This window comes from Massilia sp. PWRC2 (assembly GCF_049896725.1).
Classification (GTDB): Bacteria; Pseudomonadota; Gammaproteobacteria; order Burkholderiales; family Burkholderiaceae_D; genus JAFCUW01.
This window is the reverse complement of sequence record NZ_JAFCUW010000002.1, coordinates 532,681-551,470: the sequence shown is the minus strand read 5'-3', so window position 1 is coordinate 551,470 and position 18,790 is coordinate 532,681. Positions and strand designations below refer to the sequence as shown.

Below are 18,790 nucleotides of genomic sequence, written 5' to 3'. Positions count from 1 at the left end.
CGTCTGACAGGGACCACTCTATTGGAGGTCCCATGCAAATGAACGGCGCCCCGGCTTTCCAGGCCTATCTGCAAGCGCACACTGCGTTCACTGCGTTCGCCGGCGACGCCAGCGTGCGGGCGCTCGACGCCTGGCGTGAAATCAGCGCGGTATCGTGGCGGCTGGCGCGCCAGCACCTTGATGCCAGCAGCAGCACGCTGCGGGCACTGCTGGACTGCCGCGACCCGCTGCAGCCGGCCGTGATCCTGGCCAGCGAACTCCATCCCACCATCGCCCGCTGGACCGACTGGCAGGAACGGGTGCTCGATCTGCTGGGCGGCGCCCAGGCCGCAATGGCGGCCAGCGCCGAAGCCTACGTGCCGGCGGCCCGTTACGCCGCCGCGCCCCTGGCCGATTAGCGTCAATTTGTGTCAGCGCCGCGAACAAATTGCGGCGCTGCGGCCCAATCACGGAACTTATGTTGTCGGCCTCTCTCTAAATTCAAGAGCGCGTTCATGCGTATCCGGTAGCGAATCACCGTCTCGGTTCCTCAAGCAGACTAGGAGATTGACATGGCAACGAGCAAGGAAAGCGGCACGCGCAAGAGCGCGACAACGGCTGGCAATGCCCAAAAGAGCCGCAGTGGCAGCACCAGCGGCAGTAGCAGCACCAGCGGCAGCAGCAGTGGGAGCACCAGCAGTGGCAGCAGCAGCGGCACCCCGGCCAAGCGGGGCTTTGCCGCCATGGACCAGAACCAGCAGCGCGAAATCGCCAGCAAGGGGGGCCAGGCCGCCCACCAGAAAGGCACAGCCCACGAGTTCGATTCCGAAGAAGCACGCCGGGCCGGCCAAAAAGGGGGCGAAGCGGTCAGCCGCGACCGCAACCACATGGCGGAAATCGGTCGCAAGGGCGGCGAAAGCCGGCAGTCCGCCAGCCGCGCGGCCGCGGCGGCGGCCAGCAAGGGCAATCGCCAGGGTGGCAAGGAAGAGTGACGCCCGCCGCTGCAGGCAGGCGGGCAGGTTCTGCCTGCCTGCCCGCTTGCCTGCCCGTCTGCCCGCCTGCCCGTCTGCCCGTCTGCCCGTCTGCCCGTCTGCCCGTCCGCCCGTCCGCCCGTCCGCCCGTCTGCCTGCCCGTCTGCCGAGACTCCTGCCTGCCTCCATTCGTGCCGGCCCTGCCCCATCGCCGGAGTGCGCGCGTCCTCGCGCAGGCATGCCGCAGTGACCCCATCGGCACAGCGCGCTGCACCGGCGCGCTCGCTGTGCTACATTGCCGCCTCCATGTCCCCTGTTCCCCTCAAATATCTCGCTGCCTATTCCGACCAGACCCGCGCCCAGGTGGCCAAGCTGATCGAACAGGGCCAGCTCGCCAGCGTGCTGCAGCAACGCTATGCGCGCGCCCACGAGATTCGCACCGACCGCGCCCTGTTCGATTATGTGCAAGAGTTGCGCAGCCAGTACCTGCGCAACGCCGACCCCATCAACAAGGTCGCCTATGACAGCAAAATCCAGGTGATCCAGCACGCGCTCGGACTGCACACCGCCATTTCGCGGGTACAGGGCGGCAAGCTTAAGGCCAAGCGCGAGATTCGCATCGCCACCGTATTCAAGCAGGTGCCCCTTGAAATGCTGCGCATGATCACCGTGCATGAACTGGCGCACGTCAAAGAAAAAGAGCATGACAAGGCCTTCTACAAGCTGTGCTGCTATATGGAACCGCAATACCACCAGTACGAGTTCGACCTGCGCCTCGTCCTCACCCACCTCGATACCGCCGCCACGCCCCTCTGGGCATGAGCGCACGTCAGCACCGGCAAGCGAGTTGCCCGGCGCCTGCCTGCACACAAAGCCCGCATCCAACTATTTCCCCAAATAAACTTATCGACAAGTGTCACTGGCTTGTTTACAGTTAATGCTTTTAGGCAATATTAATAAAAACACGAGGCCAGTCATGGCGCCAGCAGCGGCCCACGCAGCAGCAGGTCGGTCGCTGGCGTCCTGCGGCCCTCTTATCACCATCCAATGCCGCTCATTTCGCCCCGTGCCACCGCCCGTGAACGCCGCGAGGGCCGCGCCAGCCGCCGCCCGCGGCTCGCTTCGCTGCTATCCCCGCTGCTCGCCGCGCTGCAACCTCATTACCTGCGGCGCGGGCTGGAAACCCATATTTCGCTGCCGCTGTTCGCCGTGCTGCTGCTGCTGGCCATCTGGACCCTGACCCTGCACGCGATCGGGCACGAACGCGAGCGGGCCGAGGACGCCGCGCGCGAGGCGGTCGAGGACATGGTCAATACCTACGAGGCACAGCTATCGCGCAACCTCGGTGGCATCGACCAGACCTTAAAGGTGCTCAAGTTTGCCGAGCAGATCAGTGGCACCGATGGCGCCCTCGGCAGTCTGGCCAGCAATGGCCTATTGCCGTCGGGAAAGGTGTTCGTGGTCAGCATCGCCGACCGCGACGGCCGCATCGTCGCCAGCAATCCGCTGGCGACGACCACCAGCGTGGCCGACCGGCCCTATATCGATGATCACCGGCGCTACCGCAGCGGGCGGCCGTTTGTCAGCCAAATGGCAAGTCAAGCGGTGAGCCAAACGGTAAGCCAACCACTGCCACAGGCGCCCGTGCCGAGCGCTACCAGCGCCCCTGCGGAGCGCCTGTACTTCACCCGCCGCATCGACGACGACGATGGCAGCTTCGATGGCGTCGCCATCATCGCCGTCAATCCGGCCTACTTCACCAGCAGCTATGAGCATTCGCGCCACGGCGCCTATGGTCTGCTGGGCATGCTGGGCGACGACGGTGTCTTTCGCGCCGTGCGGATCGGCGACACCGTCAGCTGGGGCCAGCAGGCCGGCAGCATGCACGCGCAGCTGGCGCGGCCAGCGGCGGCCAGCGCCACGCCGTGGGATGGCACGCTGCGCTACACGGCAATGCGCGCGCTGGCCGGTTTCCCCTTGAGCGCCGTGGTCGCCCTCGACCAGGACGAACAGTTGCGCGTGTTCGAACGGCACCGCCGCAACTGGCTGTGGGCGGCTGCCGCCGGCAGCGTGCTGCTGGTGCTGATCGTCGCCCTGGTGTGCGCGTGGTCGTGGCAGTTGAGCCGCACAGAGCGCCGCACCAGGCGCGCCCAGGAGACCTTCGCCGCTGCCGCCGAAGCGAGCATGGATGCCTTTTTCGTCATGCGCAACGTCTACGACGAGCACGGCGCGATCGCCGATTTTGTCATCGAAGCGACCAACGAGCGCGCCGAAAAACTCACCGGCCTGCGCCGCCAGATACTCGAAGGGGGCCACCTGCTGGATCTGATCCCCAGCTACCGCAACAACGGCATCTTCGACGACATGGTCAAGGTGGCCCAACTGGGCGGCATGCGCGAAGCCGAATGGCGTGGCGACACCGAGCGCACGCGCGAGACCTGGATGCACCGCCAGGTGGTGGCAGTCGAAGGGGGCGTGGTGGCCATCGTGCGCGATATCACCGAACGCAAACGGGCCGAAGCGCGCATCGCCCACATGGCCCACCATGACGCCCTCACCGGTCTGCCGAACCGCAGCCTGATTGGCGACCGCCTCGACCAGGCGATCCGCCGCGCCCGGCGCAAACGGGGCTGCGTCGCGGTCGCCTTCATTGACCTCGATGGCTTCAAGCTGGTCAACGACGGTCTCGGTCATACCGCTGGCGACACCCTGCTCAAGGTGGTCAGCGAACGGATGCAGGCCTGCCTGCGCCGCGGTGACACCCTGGGCCGCTTCGGCGGCGACGAATTCGTCGTCATCCTGCCCGACCCGGCCGAGGATGCGCGCACGGTGACGCCGGTGCTGGAAAAAATGCGCCAGGCGGTGCGCGAACCGGTACTGGTGGCCGGCCAGCAGGTACAGGTCAGCTGCAGCATGGGTGTGGTGATGTACCCGCGCGATGGCGCCGATGCCGACAGCTTGCTGATCAATGCCGACGCCGCCATGTACCGCGCCAAGGAACTGGGCAGCAACAGCCTGCAGTTTTATACGCGCGCGATGAACGCCAGCGTCGAGCACAAGCTGGTGCTGCTCGAAGGGCTGCGCACGGCGCTCGAACTGAACCAGTTCAGCATCCTGTACCAGCCGAAGGTCGATCTGCGCAGCGGCCGCATCTTCGGCGTCGAAGCGCTGATCCGCTGGCATCACCCCGACCATGGCATGGTCTCGCCGCTGCGCTTTATTGGCCTGGCCGAGCAGTCCGGCCTGATCGTCGCCATAGGCGACTGGGTGCTGCGCAGCGCCTGCCAGCAGAACATGGCCTGGCGCCCGGCCGGCCTGGCGCCACTGTCGGTGTCGGTCAACGTCTCGCCGCGCCAGTTCGAAGACACCCGGCTGGTCGAACGCGTCGCCCAGGCGCTGCGCGAGAGCGGGCTCGACGCAGGTGCCCTTGAACTGGAGGTGACGGAAGGCTTGATCATGCGCGACCTTGAACAGTCGGTCGGCAAGATGCGCCAACTCAAGGCGATGGGGGTGGCGCTGTCGATCGACGACTTCGGCACCGGATACTCAAGCCTGTCGGCGCTCAAATCGTTCCCGATCAGCAGCCTGAAGATCGACAAAAGCTTTGTCAGCGAGCTGGCCGAGAATGCCGACGACCAGGCCATCGCCATGGCTGTTATCTCGCTGGGCCACAAGCTGAACCTGCGGGTGATCGCTGAAGGCGTCGAAACCGAACAGCAGCTGCGCTTCCTGCGCGATAATGACTGCGACGAGATGCAGGGTTACCTGTTCAGCCCTGCCGTCAAACCGGAAGCGATCGCCGAACTGCTGCGTTCTCAGGGCCACGCGGCCGAGCGCATCGACCGCCAGGAGGTGCCCTGTGTCCCTACGCTCTAAGCTTCTCAGACTGCTGCTCGGCAGCGAGCCGCGCATGCGCCGCATGCTCGGTTACTGGGCCGCCACCTGGCTGCTGTACGCCATGGCCATGCTGCTCATTTTCAGCCTGATCGGCAGCGGCATCGTCGATGCCGCTGCCGCCACCCCGCTGATCCGCTTCGGCGTCACCAGCATGTTTGGCTGCTACCTGCTGATCCGCGGCGCCGATCTGCTGTCGCTGCGGCCCGACCAGCTGGCGGTGCTGCAATCGCTGCTGGCGCTGACCTGCAATGTGGGCGCCTACGCGCTGCTCGGTCCGGTGCGCGGGGCCTCGCTGATGGTGCTGCTGGTGATCATCGTATTTAGTACCTTTTCGCTGCGCACGCGCGCCACCCTGACCCTGTGCCTGGTCGCCGCCGTCGAACTGGGCGCCACCATGCTGTGGATGGTGGCGGCCCACCCGCAACGCTACCCGGCGCCGATCGAAGCAGTCCATTTCGGCATGACGGTGGCGTCACTGCTGGCGGTATCGCTGCTGACGGGCGAAATGAACAAGCTGCGTACGCGCCTGCAGCGCCAGAAGGGCGAATTGCTGGTCGCGGTCGACACCATCCGCACCATGGCGACGGTGGACGAACTGACGGCACTGGCCAACCGCCGCCACATGAACGCCCTGCTGCACGATGAAGAGTGCAAGGGCAGCGGCGCCCAGCGGCGCGTGTGCATTGCCTTGCTCGACCTGGATTTTTTCAAGACGATCAATGACCGCTACGGCCATGCGGCAGGCGACGCCGTGCTGCGCAGCTTCGCCGCCGCCGCCCGCAGTGCGCTGCGCGAGCACGATGTGCTGGCGCGCTGGGGTGGCGAAGAATTTCTGCTGATGCTGCCGGCGACCAGTCTCACCGACGCCACGCAGCTGCTGCAGCGGATGGCCGAGCAGGTCAGCGCGGTGCACATCCGCCAGACGCAGCGCTCGCCCGACCTGACCGTTACCTTTTCCGCCGGGGTGGTCGAGCGCTGCGGCACCGAAGCGTTCACCGACACCATTTCGCGCGCCGACCACGCCATGTATCTGGCGAAAACAGGCGGCCGCAACCGCGTGGTGGCGGTGGCGATCGGCGCTGCCGCGGCAGCCGCCTGAGCCACGGCCGGCGCTTTACGGCGTGCGGCGGTGCAGCTTGTCCACTGAGTTGCCCACTGAGTTGCCGACCGGGTTGCCCACTGGGTTGCCCACTGGGTTGCCCGCTGAGTTGCCGATCGGGTTGCCCAATGCATCGGCCAGTGGCGTGCCCATCAACTTGTCCAACAAAACCTCGGCCGACGCATCGGCCAGCATCAGCGCCGCATGCGCCGGCCGCACGAAGCCTTCTTCCTGCTGGTGGGCGACGAAGGCGATCAGGCGGTCATAAAAGCCGTTCACATTGAGCAGGCCCACCGCTTTCGCATGGATGCCCAGCTGGGCCCAGGTGAGCATTTCGAACAGTTCTTCCAGCGTACCGAGCCCGCCCGGCATGGCGATGAAACCATCGGCCAGTGCGGCCATCATGGCTTTGCGTTCGTGCATGTCGCGCACCACGAACTGGCGCGTCAAACCGTTGTGGCCCACTTCTTTTTCCAGCAGCGCGCGGGGAATCACGCCGGTCGCTTCGCCACCGGCGCGCAGCACTGCATCGGCGATCACGCCCATCAGGCCGACCTTGCCACCACCGTACACCAGGCCGATATTGCGCGAGACCAGCGCGCGTGCCAGCAGCCGCGCGGCGTCGGCATAGGCGGGATTGGCGCCGGCAGCAGCGCCACAATAGACGGCGATGGCTTTCATGCGGCGTCCAGCTGGCGCTGGGCGCGGCCAATTGCCAGCCGCTCGGCAACGTCCATCGCTTGCAGGGCGGCGGCCTGGCGGTACAGCAGGCGGGCGGCATCGAGGTATTTGCGGCCGTCGAAGCGCAGCTGGGCGTTGGCGTATTCCATGTAGGCGCTGGGCGAATCGGGGTTGAGGGCGATGGCGCGGCGGAACGCCGCATGGCTGTCTTCCTTGCGGGCGCCATAAGTGATACCCGCGATCAGCGGACCGGCGGCGCCGACGATTTCGGACTGGTACACACCGAGACCGATCCAGGCGTCGGCATGGGCCGGCGCCAGGGTGACGGCGTGGCGAAAGCCATGCCGCACCTTCGGCGCCAGCCCCTTGGCGAGCGCCTTGACGATCGAAATGGTCTGGGCGCAGCGACCCAGCGCGTACGCCTGCCAGTACCAGGCGGCGGGATTGTCGGGCTGTTCGAGCTGGTGCCGTTCGCAGCGCTCGGCGACCAGTTCGAACAGCGCCAGCCGGGTAGCCGGACTGGTTTCAACTTCACCGGCATAGGCGCAGGTGGCCTTGTGCGCCACCGCGTAGCCGCACACGCCCTGCGCCAGTCCCAGCTTCATGGCGCGGTGAAAATCGCCCGCATGAAAAGCGATCCAGGCCTCGACCAGCGCGGCGCGCGCGGGAAACGCCTCGCAATCACCGCGATGCAGCCGCTCCCAGTTGACGCGCAGGCTGGCAGCGTCGTAGACGAAAGCGGCTGCGGCAGCCGGAGCGGAAGTCGGACCAGCACCAGGACAGGGCAGCCAGCTCATGTCGCCTCCTCGTTCAATTCGATTTTTTTCAGGTATTCGTGCGCCAGCTTTTCGAACAGCAGCTTGGTGTCGCCGCGCAGATACGGGCCAATCATCGACAGCACCTGGTAGCAGCCGCGCGCGAGCGCATCCGACATGGCTTTTTGTTCGGTGTAATTGCGCGGATTGCGCACGTATTCATAGGACAGCCAGTAGGTCGCCACCACCACCATATTGGTTGCCATGGCGTCGATCTGGGCGTCGCCCGCTTCCAGCGAGCGCTCGCTGCGCAGGTCGAGACACAGCTGGCGCGCCACCTTGATCTTGTGGGCGAGGATGGCCTTGAAGTGCAGTTCGAGCGTGCGGTTGCGCGAGAGCAGATCATTGAGATCGCGGTAAAAAAAGCGGTAGCGCCAGATCAGTTCAAACATCAGGTGCAGGTACAGCCAGACGTCTTCGAGATTGGAGCGACGCGAATCGGGCACCGTCAGGATGCGCTCGATCTCCGCTTCAAACTGGACGAAAATCGAATTGACGATGTCGTCCTTGTTACGAAAATGGTAGTACAGATTGCCGGGCGAAATGTTCATCTCGTCGGCGATGACGGTGGTGGTAATGTTCGGTTCGCCAAACTCGTTGAACAGCCGCAGCGACAATTCGAGGATGCGTTCGCGGGTTCTGCGGGGGGCTTTCTGGAGCATGGCGGGCGCGGTGGGTGAAATCTGCCTCAAGCATACACCATGGTTACGCTGGCGGCGGGCGCCATCAGGTGCGGCCGCTGCGATCGTCAGCTTGACCGTCGCGCTGGGTCTGCAGCTGGGTCTGAAGCTGGGTCTGCAGCTGGGTCTGCAACTGGGTCTGCAACTGCGCTACCTGCTCGCCGAGGCGGCCGATCTGCCCGGCCAGCAGGTCCAGATCACGTTTGCTGGGCACACCGATGGCCCCCAGCGCGCGCACCACGCGGTCTTCGAACACTTGCTCGAGGCTGTCCCACGAGCGGGCGCCGCCGCTGTCGCTGTCATTGTCGACCTCAGCGTCGGCCTCCGGTGTACTGCCTGCGCCCTGCTGCGCCTCGCCGCTGGCGCGCACCCGCTGCTGCAGCACGCTGCCGGCGGCGACCAGCCGTGCAAACGCTTGCTCGCCGCCGCCGGCACCCTGCTCCTCCTGCTGCGCCTTGACGAAAGCGCCCAGGCCCGCCTGCCAGATCTGCTGGGCGGAGGTGCGCACAGCCTGCGCCAGTTGCTGCTCATGCTCGTTCACGGTATCGGTCAATTTTTTGGCCATCTCGGCTCCTCCTTGAATGTGGGTGCGGCCAGGGCTCGCATACGGCGCGTGGCGATGCGAAAACCGTCAGCCACTGCCGCGCGCAACACGGCGCCGTCGAACGGCTTGCCGAGACGCCGCTCGATATCGCCGCGCTGTTCGGCGCGGCGCAGGACGGCATCGTCGTCCATCGCCGTGAGCATGATACGGTAGCACGCCGGCGCCAGCTGGCGCGCGCGCTCGAAAAACGCCGTGCCCGGCGTCAACGGCATGCACTGGTCGCAGACGATCACGCCGACGCCGCCGGCAGCGATGATGGCGATGGCGTCGCTCGCGCTGGCGGCGCTGGCGATGGGGTAGCCTTCCGGTTCGAGGATGTCGCACAGCAGCGCGCGCATGAACGGGTCATCGTCGACGATCAGCAGTGTAAGACCATGCGCCTGCGGGGCCGGGGCGCTGGCCGGGTCTTCGGTGAGGAGGATAGGTGTTCCCACGGCGGCCGTCCTGACTAAATAAAATAAAAAGCGGGCGCCGTGGCGCATGCAGAGCGCGCCGGTCACGACATCAGTTTACCCGCAAGCGCTCGCCCCTGTCCATGCTGATGCGCGCTGGCCGCCGCCTGCACCGCAGCCAGTTCAGCGAGCACGCCGTCGAGCGCGCGCGCGTCGCTGCCCAGCGCCACGTGGCCCACACCAGCCAGCGGCAGCAGGCGGGCGCCGGCCAGGCAGCTCGAATTTTGCGGCGAGACGATATTGTCCTGGTACGAGTAGATCGAAGTGATCAGCGCGCGCGTGCCGGCACCGGATGCGGCTTCATCGGCGTCGAGCTGCGCCAGCCAGGCGCTCTGCAAGCCCGCGCGCGAACGGCGCATCTGAGCGGCGTTGAGGCCGACGCCAAGATTGGCCAGGGTGGTGCCGTGATGGGGCGTGCCGAGGGTGATCAGGCGCAGCAAACGACTGCTGCCGTAGCGCCGCAGCCAGGCGCGCGCCGCCAGCCCGCCCATGCTGTGGGCGACGATGACGACGCCGGCCGCGCCGGTGGCGGCGCACAGGGCGTCGACGGCGTGCTCGATGTGGTCGGCGTAATCGTCGATCGAAGCCGTCAGCGGTTCGAGATCGACGCTGGCGTGACTGATGCGCGCCGTCCGCAGTCGCGCCATCAGCGGCGTCCAGAAGCCGCTGTTGCCGCCGTAGCCGTGCAGCAGCAGTACGGGTACCGGCGCTGGCAAGAGCACTGGCAGGGACACTGGCAACCGCGTCGCAGCGGCGGCGTCGAACACGCGCTGGCACGGCAGCCCGCGCGGGCCGTACCACGAGGTTTGCAGCATGCTGGCGACAAACTCGGCGCCGCACAGGCGCAGCCAGCCGGCCAGCGTGAGCCGAGCCGGCGCCGGCGTGGCGCTGGCGCCGGCGCTGCTGGCGCTGAGCACAAAGTTATTCGTCGAGATGGCCAGTCGCACCAGCAACAGCGTCGCCACTGCCGCCGCCAGCGCCGTCCCCCAATGCCAGCCCGGCCCCACGCGCAAGGCGGTGGCGACCAGCGCCACCGCAGCCGCTTGCAGCGCCAGCAGCCCACGCAGCAGCTGGCGCGCGCTCATCGTGCCCATCCTGCCCATCGTGCCCATCCTGCTCATCCTGTGCATCAGGTTCTTCACCTTGTTCACCTTCGCCACCTTCACGCCTTCAGCTCGCGCGCCAGTTCAGTGGCCAGCATCGCCGTGATCCCATAGATCGACAGCTGCGGGTTGGCCCCGGCAGAGGTCGGAAACAGCGAGCCATCGTGCACTGACAGACGGGCCACACCACGGTAACGCCCCGCCGGTGTCACCACCCCCAGCGCGGCGTCGCCAGCCATGCCGCAGCCGCCCATCACGTGCGCCGACACCACCCGCGTGAGAAGCGGCTGGTAGTCGAGCCGGCCGATGGCCGCCTTGGCCTGCGCCCAACTGGTGTAGAGGGCGGCCTGCTCGTGGATCGGCTTGACCTGGCGGGCGCCGGCGGCGAACTGGATCTCGGCCATCGTCAGGTAAGCCCGTTTGACGCCGTCCCAGATGTGGGCGGTGAGCGGATAGTCGAGCACTGGCGAGCCATCGGCCTGCAGGCTGACGGTGCCACCGGCAGCGTCGTCATGAAAGCCGTCGCGCAGCAGCGCCAGCAAGGCGTGCTGGTGGGCGAACTGGCGGGCGGCGGCGGCATGGTCGGCACCAAAACCGGCAAAGGTGGTGGCCATCAGCACCGGGTGCAGGGGCGGCGCTTCGAGCTTGTAGCCGATCGGACCGTCGGCCGTGGTGGTATCGATAAAATGGTCGGAATACACCGTTTGCGGGGCGCGCGCGTACGCATCGACGCGCTGGTCGAACAGCGCCGCCGAGATCACGGTCGGATGCAAAAAGGTACGCCGCCCGAGCAGCCCATGCGGATCGGGCATGCTCGAGCGCAGCAGCAGCGCCGGGCTGTTGATGGCGCCGCCGGCGACGATGAAGTGGCGCGCACGGATGGTCAGCTGCGGCCCGCTGGCGGCCAGGCCATCGGCGCGCAGGGCGCTGGCGACCAGGTGATCGACGGCGCCGCCCTGGACCACCAGGCGCTCGGCGCGCACCCGCGTGAGCAGGCTGGCGCCGCCGTCGAGGGCGGCCGGGATGGTGGTCACCAGCATCGATTGCTTGGCATTGGTGGGGCACCCCATTCCGCAGTAACCGAGATTCCAGCAGGCGCGCACGTTGCGGGCGATCAGGCCGGTGGGGATGCCCAGCGCGGCCGCGCCGCGTGCCAGCAAGGCGTTGTTTTCATTCGGCGGCGTCGACCACGGGGCGATCCCCAGGCGCGCCTCCATCAGCGCAAACCACGGCGCCAGCGTGGCTGTCGAATAGTCGCTCAAGCCAAATTTTTTCTGCCACACGGCCAGCGTGGCCGGCGGCGTGCGAAAGCTCGAGGTCCAGTTGACGGTGGTGGAGCCGCCCACCGTTCTGCCCTGCAGAATGTTGATCGCCTTGTCGCGCGTCTTGCGGGCGGCCGATTCCTGGTATAGCTGCGGATAGGCATCGGCTTCGCGCATCTTGAAGTCGCTCGACGATTTTAAGGCGCCCTCCTCGACGATCAGCACGCGCAAGCCGGCACGGGTCAAGATCTCGGCACTGACGCCGCCGCCGGCGCCGCTGCCGATGATGACGACATCGGCAGCGAAGGCGCCATCGGCGCGCAGGCTGCTGCCATCGACAACCTGCCAGCCGCGCGCCAGGCCAGCGGCAATCGGGTCGGCGATGGGACTACGGGTTGGACTATTCATATGCTCAATGCCGCCATTGGTCCCGGATAATCGAGCGCCGCCCAGTGGGCCGGCTCGGCATACCAGGCACCCAGGATCATATCGTGCAGGGCCGCGTAGGCCACCCGCAGGTCGGATAAGAAGTGCAGGCGCCAGCGCTGCAGGAAGGCGCTGACCTGCGCCGGGGTGGCCTCGGCCCAGTCGACGGTCACGCCAGCGAGCAGGCGGCGCACGGGCGCCAGTGCGAGCAAGCTGAACAGGCCCTGGATTTCCTGCTGCGCCGACAGCGGCAGTCCGCCGATGGCCTTGAGGACGGCGGCGACGGTGCTGCCGGTGGCCGCGCCCGCCGGCATGGCGCCAGCGAGCATGGCGGCAATGATGGCGTCGAGGATGACGCCGGCGTCGCCGTTCAACACAAAGGCGGCCGCCGGCGCCGCCCGCCCGTCACGATAGCGATAGCGATAACGGTAGCCGGCGCCGCCGATGGCCAGCGCCACGGCGGCCAGGCCGCCCGTGGTAAGAAAAGCTCTGCGCGAGATGGACATACAGGTTCCGTGTCGGGGGCGATAAACGCCAGTGTAACCGCTGCCGCGGCCGCCCTCTATTTCGTGCTGGCCTTCAAAATGTGATGGGCAATGCCCCGTAAAATATTGACTTCTTCGGTTTCCAGCTGGGTGCGGGCAAACAGCCGTTTTAAACGCGGCATCAATTTTTTCGGGTTGTCGGCGTCGAGAAAATCGATCGCCACCAGCGCCTGCTCGAGGTGGGCATACATGCCATCGATTTGTGCCAGGCTGGCGCTGTCACCGTGAAAGCCGATCGGACCGGCCGGCGCGGCATCGGGCTCGGCCGCCATGCGGCTCTCGTAGGCCAGCACCTGGGCCGCCTGCGCCAGGTTGAGCGAGGAATAATCGGGATTGGCGGGGATGTTGATCAGCACATTGCACTGCTCGACAATTTGGTTGGGCAAGCCGAAGCGCTCGTTGCCGAACACCACGGCGGCGCGCAGCTCGCCATGGCCGTGGATGTGGCCGGCAAAACTGCGCGGCGTCCACACGGGCGGCGAAAACTCGCGCAGGCGGGCCGAAACAGCGGCGGCAAAATTGCAGCCGTCGAGGGCTTGCCCGATGTCGTCGACGATGCGGGCCCCTTCCAGCACATCCTGGGCGCCGCTGGCGAAGGCCACCGCTTCAGGGTCCTGGCAGGCATCGGCAAAGCGCGGGCGCACCAGCACCAGGTCGCTAAAACCCATGGTTTTGATGGCACGGGCGACGGCGCCAATATTGCCGGCGCGGCTAGTTTCGACCAGAACGAAACGTAAGCGATTGAAAACAGACGTATTTTTTTCAGGCAGGTTCATTTAAAATAGCGCAACCGCGCAGTTCGGGGTTGGGATGTCAAGGCGTTGCACGCCGCGATCATAACGATTTCGCCGCCGCACCGCTCTTTAAATCATTCTCGTTTGCTCATTTTTATGTACAACGTTCACTGCACCGCGAGGCGCAGCGTGCGTCGTGCTGGCGTTTACGCCGATCGTGGACGCCGGTCGTTGACGTTTTTTCTTACGGAAAGCTATTCATGCACCCAATGCTCAACACGGCCATCAAGGCCGCCCGCCGCGCCGCCACCGTGATCAACCGCGCCTCGTTCGATATCGGACAAGTCGTGATCACTGAAAAACAACACAACGATTTCGTCACCGATATCGACCAGGCCGCCGAGCAAAGCATTATCGAAACGCTGCTGAAAGCTTACCCCGATCACGCCATTCTGGCGGAAGAATCGGGTGCGTCCAAGAATTTGAACGACGAGAGTGAATTCGCCTGGATCATCGATCCGATCGACGGCACCACCAATTTCATGCACGGCTATCCCAACTATTGCGTGTCGATCGCCCTGCAGCAGCGCGGCATCATCACCCAGGCCGTCATCTACGATCCCGTGCGCAACGATCTGTTCACCGCCAGCAAAGGCGGCGGCGCTTTTCTGAATGACAAGCGCATCCGCGTCACCAAGCATGACCGCCTGACCAACACCCTGCTCGCTTCCGGCCACGGCGCCGGCCCGCGCGCGCTCGACGAATACATGCGCATGTACGCCGTCGTCGGCGAAAAATGCCAGGCAATCCGCAATGGTGGCTCGGCCGCGCTGGACCTGGCCAATGTGGCCGCCGGCCGCCTCGACGGCTTTTATGAAAAGGGCTTGAAGCCGTGGGATATCGCCGCCGGCTCGCTGTTGGTGACGGAAGCGGGCGGCATTTGCGGCGAGTTCAGCGGCGAATCGGCTTACCTGCACAAGGGCGACATCATCGCCGCCAGCCCCAAGGTATTTGGCCAGATGGTGCCGCTGCTGGCCGCATTTGCCTGATCTGACGTAGAATACCGGTTCAGCAGCGGGCGAAACGCCGAACACGCCTTCCCGCCCCGACGCTTTCACGGGCACTTTTAAACGCACTTTTAAACGTACCTGAGCATTTGCTGACACAGCATCACCAGGCGGCACCGATCCAGTGTGCTGCCGCCTGGTTTTCCAATCCGATTGCCTGCCACTGGCGCCCTCTTTGAACTATTGCGGCGACGGCCCGATCGACACCATAAAGTTACCATGTCCTTTTCCCAACTCGGTTTATCCGACGCCATCGTGCGCGCAGTTACCGAACACGGCTACACCGTGCCTACCCCGATCCAGAGCCAGGCCATTCCTGCCGTGCTGGCCGGCGGCGATTTGCTCGCTGGCGCCCAGACCGGCACCGGCAAAACGGCCGGCTTCACCCTGCCCGTCCTCAACCGCCTGTCGACTGACAAGGTTGGACTGACCCTGACCTCGAAAAGTTCCACCCGTGCCATCCGCGCGCTGATCCTCACGCCGACCCGCGAACTGGCCGCCCAGGTCGAAGAGAGTGTGCGCGTGTACGGCAAGTACACCCAGCTGAACTCGGCCGTGATTTTCGGTGGTGTCGGCATCAATCCGCAGATCAAGCAATTGAAACACGGCGTCGACATCCTGGTAGCCACCCCCGGCCGCCTGCTCGATCACATGGAACAGCGCACGGTCGACCTGTCGAAAGTGGAAATCCTGATCCTCGACGAAGCCGACCGCATGCTCGACATGGGTTTTATTCGCGATATCAAGAAAGTGCTGGCCGTGCTGCCACCGAAGCGCCAGAACCTGCTGTTCTCGGCCACCTTTTCGGAAGAAATCAAGGCGCTGGCCGATGGCCTGCTCAACAAGCCAGCCATGATCGAAGTGGCGCGCCGCAATTCGACCGTTGAAGTGATCTCACAAAAGATCCACCCGGTCGACCGCGACAAGAAGCAATTGATGCTGGCCCACCTGATCAAGAAAAACGGCTGGAACCAAGTGCTGGTATTTACCCGCACCAAGCATGGCGCCAACAAGCTGGTCGAGCAATTGAATGCCGACAGCATCGGCGCCATGGCGATCCACGGCAACAAGAGCCAGTCGGCGCGCACCAAGGCGCTGTCGGAATTCAAGGATGGCGCCCTGCAAGTGCTGGTGGCCACCGACATCGCTGCGCGCGGGATCGATATCGACCAGTTGCCGCACGTGGTCAACTACGATCTGCCGAACATTCCGGAAGATTATGTGCACCGGATCGGCCGCACCGGCCGCGCTGGCGCCACTGGCGAAGCGGTGTCGCTGGTCTGCGTCGATGAACACGACATGTTGAAAGACATCGAAAAGCTGATCAAGCAGACCCTGCCGCGCGAAATCATCGCCGGTTTTGAACCGGACCCGACCGCGCGTCCACAAGCCATTCAGCTGCGTAGCGGCAATCCGGGTCACCGCAATGGTGGCGGTGGTGGCCGCTCCGGTGGCGGCGGTGGTCGTTCCGGCGGTGGCGGTGGCGGTGGCGGTGGCGGTGGCGGTGGTAACGGCGGCGGCGGCGGCCAGGTCATCAAGGTGGGCGGCGGCCGTGGCCCGGCCAAGCCACGCAGCGCCACCGGCGGTGGCGCCGGCGGCGGCGCCCGGCCTGCTTCACCGCATCGTTCGGGCGGCCGCGGTCGCTAAATCATTCTGCATCGCCGCCTGTCACAGGCGGCGATCCAGACGACAGGGCTGGCACAGGTGCCAGCCCTTTTCTATTCCGCCGCCACTTCAGTCGTTTACTTGACTACGCAAGCATCTGCGATATACTTGAGAACTCAAGCATATTTCAGGAGCACTGCCATGATCGATAGCGTCCCCCTCCCCAGCACCGATTTTTGTTTGCGGCTGGCGCGCGCCCACGCGGCCTTCGTGCGCCGCTTCGACATCGCCCTCGGCAACCACCACGGCATCAGTTTTGGCGACTTCCAGGTCTTGAACCACCTGGCGCGCGCCGACGGCGGCCGCCTGCGCCGGGTCGATCTGGCGGACAAGCTGGGCCTGTCCGCCTCGGGCGTCACCCGCACCCTGCTGCCGCTGGAAAAAATCGGCCTGATCAGCCGCCAGCCCGATCCGCTCGACGCCCGCGTCGGTTTTGCCGCCGTCACGGCGGTGGGCGAGGAAATGCTGGTCAATGCCACCGTCACTGCCGACCTGGTCAGCCGCGACTTGCTGCGCGGCGTGGCGGGCACCGAGCTCGATGGCATGCGCACGCTGATGGCCCGCTTCGGCGCGCCAGCGGTGCCGCCGGCCGGCTGAAAAATCGGCTAGCATGGCGACATTGACCTTGCTGACTGAATCTTCCATGCCGAAATTTGCCGCCAACCTCAGCACGATGTTTGGCGAAACCGCCTTCCTCGACCGCTTCGCCGCCGCCCGTCTGGCCGGCTTCGATGCCGTCGAATTCCTGTTCCCGTATGCCTTCGATGCCGACGACATCAGCAACCGCCTGGCCCGCCAGGACCAGCAGCTGGTGTTGTTCAACCTGCCCGCCGGCGACTGGAACGCCGGCGAGCGCGGCTTTGCCTGCGACCCGCGTCGCATTGGCCAGTTCCAGGACAGCGTGGGCGAGGCACTCGACTTCGCCGACCAGTTGCAGGTCAGCCAGTTGCACTGCATGGCCGGCAAGCTGCCGCCCAAGGTCAGCATTGGCCGGGCCCACCAGGTATTCGTCGACAACCTGCGCTTTGCCGCTGCCGCCGCCCGCGCCCGCGGCGTGCGCCTGCTGATCGAACCGATCAACACGTTTGATATTCCCGGCTATTTCCTCAGCGGCAGCAAGCAGGCCCTGGGCATCCTCGATGAGGTCGGTGCCGACAACCTGCTGCTGCAATATGACGTCTATCACATGCAGCGCATGGAGGGCGAACTGGCGGCCACCATCAGCGCCCATTTAGCGCGCATCGGCCATATCCAGATTGCGGACAATCCCGGCCGGCACGAGCCGGGCAGCGGTGAAATCCATTACAAATTTCTGTTCGATTTGCTCGACCGGCTGGGCTACGATGGCCACGTGGGCTGCGAATATTTTCCAGCGACCAATACTGTCGATGGCCTGGTCTGGCGACAGGGTCTGTAATTCTTTATCCGAGGAGAGCGCCATGATTACCGGCTTGCGCACCGTCAGTTACCCTGTCACCGACCTGGCGGCCGCCAAGGCCTGGTACCAGGCGGCGCTGGAGCGGCCGCCGTATTTCGATGAAGCCTACTATGTCGGCTTTGAAGTGGGTGGTTTCGAGCTCGGCCTGGTGCCCGATGGCATGCCCGGCCTCGATGGCGCCACCGCCTACTGGAACAGCAGCGCGATCGACGGCGAAATTACGCGCCTGCTGGCGCTCGGCGCCAGCGTCCATGAGCCCTTGCGCGACGTCGGCGGCGGCATCCGCGTGGTTGCGCTGCGCGACCCATACGGCAACCAGTTTGGTCTGATCGACAATCCCCACTTCGATCCCGCCAAAGTGCGCTAGCGTCCGCCGCAAGAAGCGGCGCTGCGCGCATGCCCGGCGCCGCGGTTCATTGATATTGAGCAAATTCGCGCCAGCGCACAGGCGCAAGATGGCCATTCCGGCGCGCCCCTACGCGCGTCCTGAAAGGAGCCATGCGCCACGTTTCTCACCGCGCCCGATCTGCCGTCCGCCGCTGCGTCGGCATTGGCGTCGGCCTTCTACTGGGCGGCTGCGCTGGCAGCGCCAGCCTCCATGAAGTACGCGATTTTGCCGACCAGTCGGCCAAACTGGGCGCCTACAATGAGCTGGCCACGCGCTACCGCGACACCTATAGCCGCGAACAGATTTACCTGGCGCCCAGTGCCGACCAACTGGCAAAGGTCGCCGACGCCCGCCGCCGCGCCGTCTACGACGACTTCATCAGCGCGCAAAAGGCCGTCGTGCTGTACATGCAGACCCTGGCCATGCTGGCCGGCGACGAACGCTACGACCTTGGCGGGCGCCTCGACGCGCTGGGCAAGGGCATCAAGGCGAATGTCGAGAGCGGCCTCGAGCAGCGCCACGTGCAAGCCTACACGGGCATGACGCGGCTGCTCACGCGCATCATCGCCTCCCGCTACCAGAGCAGCAGCGTGCAGAGCATGGTGCGTGATGGCGATGGCGACCTGCAGACGCTACTGGACGCCATGCTGACCCTGACACGGCTCTACACCAAGACCTACGAAAATGAAAAAAAGACCGTGCAGGGGCTGTTCGACGTCGAAATTCCAATGGCCAACCGGCCCCAGGACCGCATGCTGGCCACCCTTGCGCGCGTCCACATGGTCAGCAAATCGGCCGAATACAAATTGCTCGACAAGCGCTATGACCTCGCCGTGCAAGGCTTGACCAAGGTGTCGATCGGCCACCGGCGTCTGCGTGAACACGTCGACGATTTGCACGCAGCCGACCTCAAGGTCTTGCTGGTCGGGTATGCCAACGATTTGCAGGCCATCGGACTTGGCCTGCAACCCATCCATTGAGGGC

Annotated in this window: 19 protein-coding genes and 1 pseudogene; 11 read left to right on the top strand and 9 right to left on the bottom strand. The window is 65.4% G+C overall.

Translation table 11 applies throughout. The features are described from left to right. Window positions 1-32 precede the first annotated feature (32 nt). From ACP7BZ_RS07325 to ACP7BZ_RS07305, 5 genes are all read left to right on the top strand, one after another. Window positions 33-398: a hypothetical protein gene (locus tag ACP7BZ_RS07325; RefSeq protein WP_426111543.1), complete on the top strand. Its 366-nt coding sequence runs from the start codon at window positions 33-35 to the stop codon at window positions 396-398. Between the two features lie 153 nt (window positions 399-551). Continuing rightward, window positions 552-971 (top strand): KGG domain-containing protein, encoded by a 420-nt coding sequence (locus tag ACP7BZ_RS07320; protein ID WP_426111541.1) that lies wholly within the window; start codon window positions 552-554, stop codon window positions 969-971. A gap of 285 nt (window positions 972-1,256) precedes the next feature. Then, complete coding sequence (locus ACP7BZ_RS07315) at window positions 1,257-1,772, top strand: YgjP-like metallopeptidase domain-containing protein (RefSeq protein ID WP_426111539.1); 516 nt, start codon at window positions 1,257-1,259, stop codon at window positions 1,770-1,772. 225 nt (window positions 1,773-1,997) lie between these two features. Next, window positions 1,998-4,826: a bifunctional diguanylate cyclase/phosphodiesterase gene (locus ACP7BZ_RS07310; RefSeq protein ID WP_426111537.1), complete on the top strand. Its 2,829-nt coding sequence runs from the start codon at window positions 1,998-2,000 to the stop codon at window positions 4,824-4,826. After that, a complete protein-coding gene (locus tag ACP7BZ_RS07305; protein ID WP_426111535.1) occupies window positions 4,810-5,946 on the top strand; it encodes a diguanylate cyclase in 1,137 nt (378 codons plus the stop codon). Before ACP7BZ_RS07310 ends, ACP7BZ_RS07305 begins: the two co-directional genes overlap by 17 nt. Before the next feature lie 153 nt (window positions 5,947-6,099). Here the strand turns inward: ACP7BZ_RS07305 and ACP7BZ_RS07300 are convergent. From ACP7BZ_RS07300 to ACP7BZ_RS07260, 9 genes and pseudogenes are all read right to left on the bottom strand, one after another. Next, a pseudogene (locus ACP7BZ_RS07300) lies at window positions 6,100-6,627 on the bottom strand (TIGR00730 family Rossman fold protein); the annotation flags it as partial. Beyond that, window positions 6,624-7,424 (bottom strand): hypothetical protein, encoded by an 801-nt coding sequence (locus ACP7BZ_RS07295; RefSeq protein ID WP_426111533.1) that lies wholly within the window; start codon window positions 7,422-7,424, stop codon window positions 6,624-6,626. The gene ACP7BZ_RS07295 and the pseudogene ACP7BZ_RS07300, both read right to left, overlap by 4 nt. Beyond that, a complete protein-coding gene (locus tag ACP7BZ_RS07290) occupies window positions 7,421-8,104 on the bottom strand; it encodes a TetR/AcrR family transcriptional regulator (protein WP_426111531.1) in 684 nt (227 codons plus the stop codon). The genes ACP7BZ_RS07295 and ACP7BZ_RS07290 overlap by 4 nt, the downstream gene beginning before the upstream one ends. A 64-nt stretch (window positions 8,105-8,168) precedes the next feature. Next, window positions 8,169-8,687 carry a phasin family protein gene (locus tag ACP7BZ_RS07285; RefSeq protein WP_426111529.1) on the bottom strand — a complete coding sequence of 173 codons (519 nt, stop codon included), beginning with the start codon at window positions 8,685-8,687 and terminating at the stop codon, window positions 8,169-8,171. Next, a complete protein-coding gene (locus ACP7BZ_RS07280) occupies window positions 8,672-9,160 on the bottom strand; it encodes a response regulator (protein WP_426111525.1) in 489 nt (162 codons plus the stop codon). The genes ACP7BZ_RS07285 and ACP7BZ_RS07280 overlap by 16 nt, the downstream gene beginning before the upstream one ends. Window positions 9,161-9,222: 62 nt before the next feature. Then, entirely contained in the window at window positions 9,223-10,329 is a 1,107-nt protein-coding gene (locus ACP7BZ_RS07275; protein ID WP_426111523.1) for an esterase/lipase family protein, read from the bottom strand. An 11-nt stretch (window positions 10,330-10,340) separates the two neighbouring features. Continuing rightward, entirely contained in the window at window positions 10,341-11,951 is a 1,611-nt protein-coding gene (locus tag ACP7BZ_RS07270; protein WP_426111521.1) for a GMC family oxidoreductase N-terminal domain-containing protein, read from the bottom strand. Beyond that, window positions 11,948-12,475, bottom strand: a complete 528-nt coding sequence (locus tag ACP7BZ_RS07265) for a twin-arginine translocation signal domain-containing protein (RefSeq protein WP_426111519.1) — start codon at window positions 12,473-12,475, stop codon at window positions 11,948-11,950. Before ACP7BZ_RS07265 ends, ACP7BZ_RS07270 begins: the two co-directional genes overlap by 4 nt. A gap of 56 nt (window positions 12,476-12,531) precedes the next feature. Beyond that, window positions 12,532-13,290, bottom strand: coding sequence for an RNA methyltransferase (locus ACP7BZ_RS07260; protein WP_426111517.1), 759 nt, complete (start codon window positions 13,288-13,290; stop codon window positions 12,532-12,534). Window positions 13,291-13,517: 227 nt separating this feature from the next. Here ACP7BZ_RS07260 and ACP7BZ_RS07255 point away from each other — a divergent pair, with 227 nt between their 5' ends. The 6 genes from ACP7BZ_RS07255 (at window position 13,518) to ACP7BZ_RS07230 (ending at window position 18,786) form a co-directional block, all read left to right on the top strand. Further along, the gene (locus ACP7BZ_RS07255; RefSeq protein ID WP_426111688.1) at window positions 13,518-14,297 is read left to right on the top strand and encodes an inositol monophosphatase family protein; all 780 of its coding nucleotides are present in this window, start codon (window positions 13,518-13,520) and stop codon (window positions 14,295-14,297) included. Window positions 14,298-14,534: 237 nt separating this feature from the next. Next, window positions 14,535-15,962, top strand: a complete 1,428-nt coding sequence (locus tag ACP7BZ_RS07250) for a DEAD/DEAH box helicase (protein WP_426111515.1) — start codon at window positions 14,535-14,537, stop codon at window positions 15,960-15,962. A gap of 159 nt (window positions 15,963-16,121) precedes the next feature. Beyond that, a complete protein-coding gene (locus ACP7BZ_RS07245; RefSeq protein WP_426111513.1) occupies window positions 16,122-16,577 on the top strand; it encodes a MarR family winged helix-turn-helix transcriptional regulator in 456 nt (151 codons plus the stop codon). Window positions 16,578-16,623: 46 nt separating this feature from the next. Beyond that, complete coding sequence (gene hyi / locus ACP7BZ_RS07240; protein WP_426111511.1) at window positions 16,624-17,397, top strand: hydroxypyruvate isomerase; 774 nt, start codon at window positions 16,624-16,626, stop codon at window positions 17,395-17,397. 22 nt (window positions 17,398-17,419) lie between these two features. Further along, window positions 17,420-17,785, top strand: a complete 366-nt coding sequence (locus tag ACP7BZ_RS07235; protein ID WP_426111509.1) for a VOC family protein — start codon at window positions 17,420-17,422, stop codon at window positions 17,783-17,785. A 131-nt stretch (window positions 17,786-17,916) separates the two neighbouring features. Continuing rightward, window positions 17,917-18,786 carry a hypothetical protein gene (locus ACP7BZ_RS07230; protein ID WP_426111508.1) on the top strand — a complete coding sequence of 290 codons (870 nt, stop codon included), beginning with the start codon at window positions 17,917-17,919 and terminating at the stop codon, window positions 18,784-18,786. Window positions 18,787-18,790: the final 4 nt, after the last annotated feature.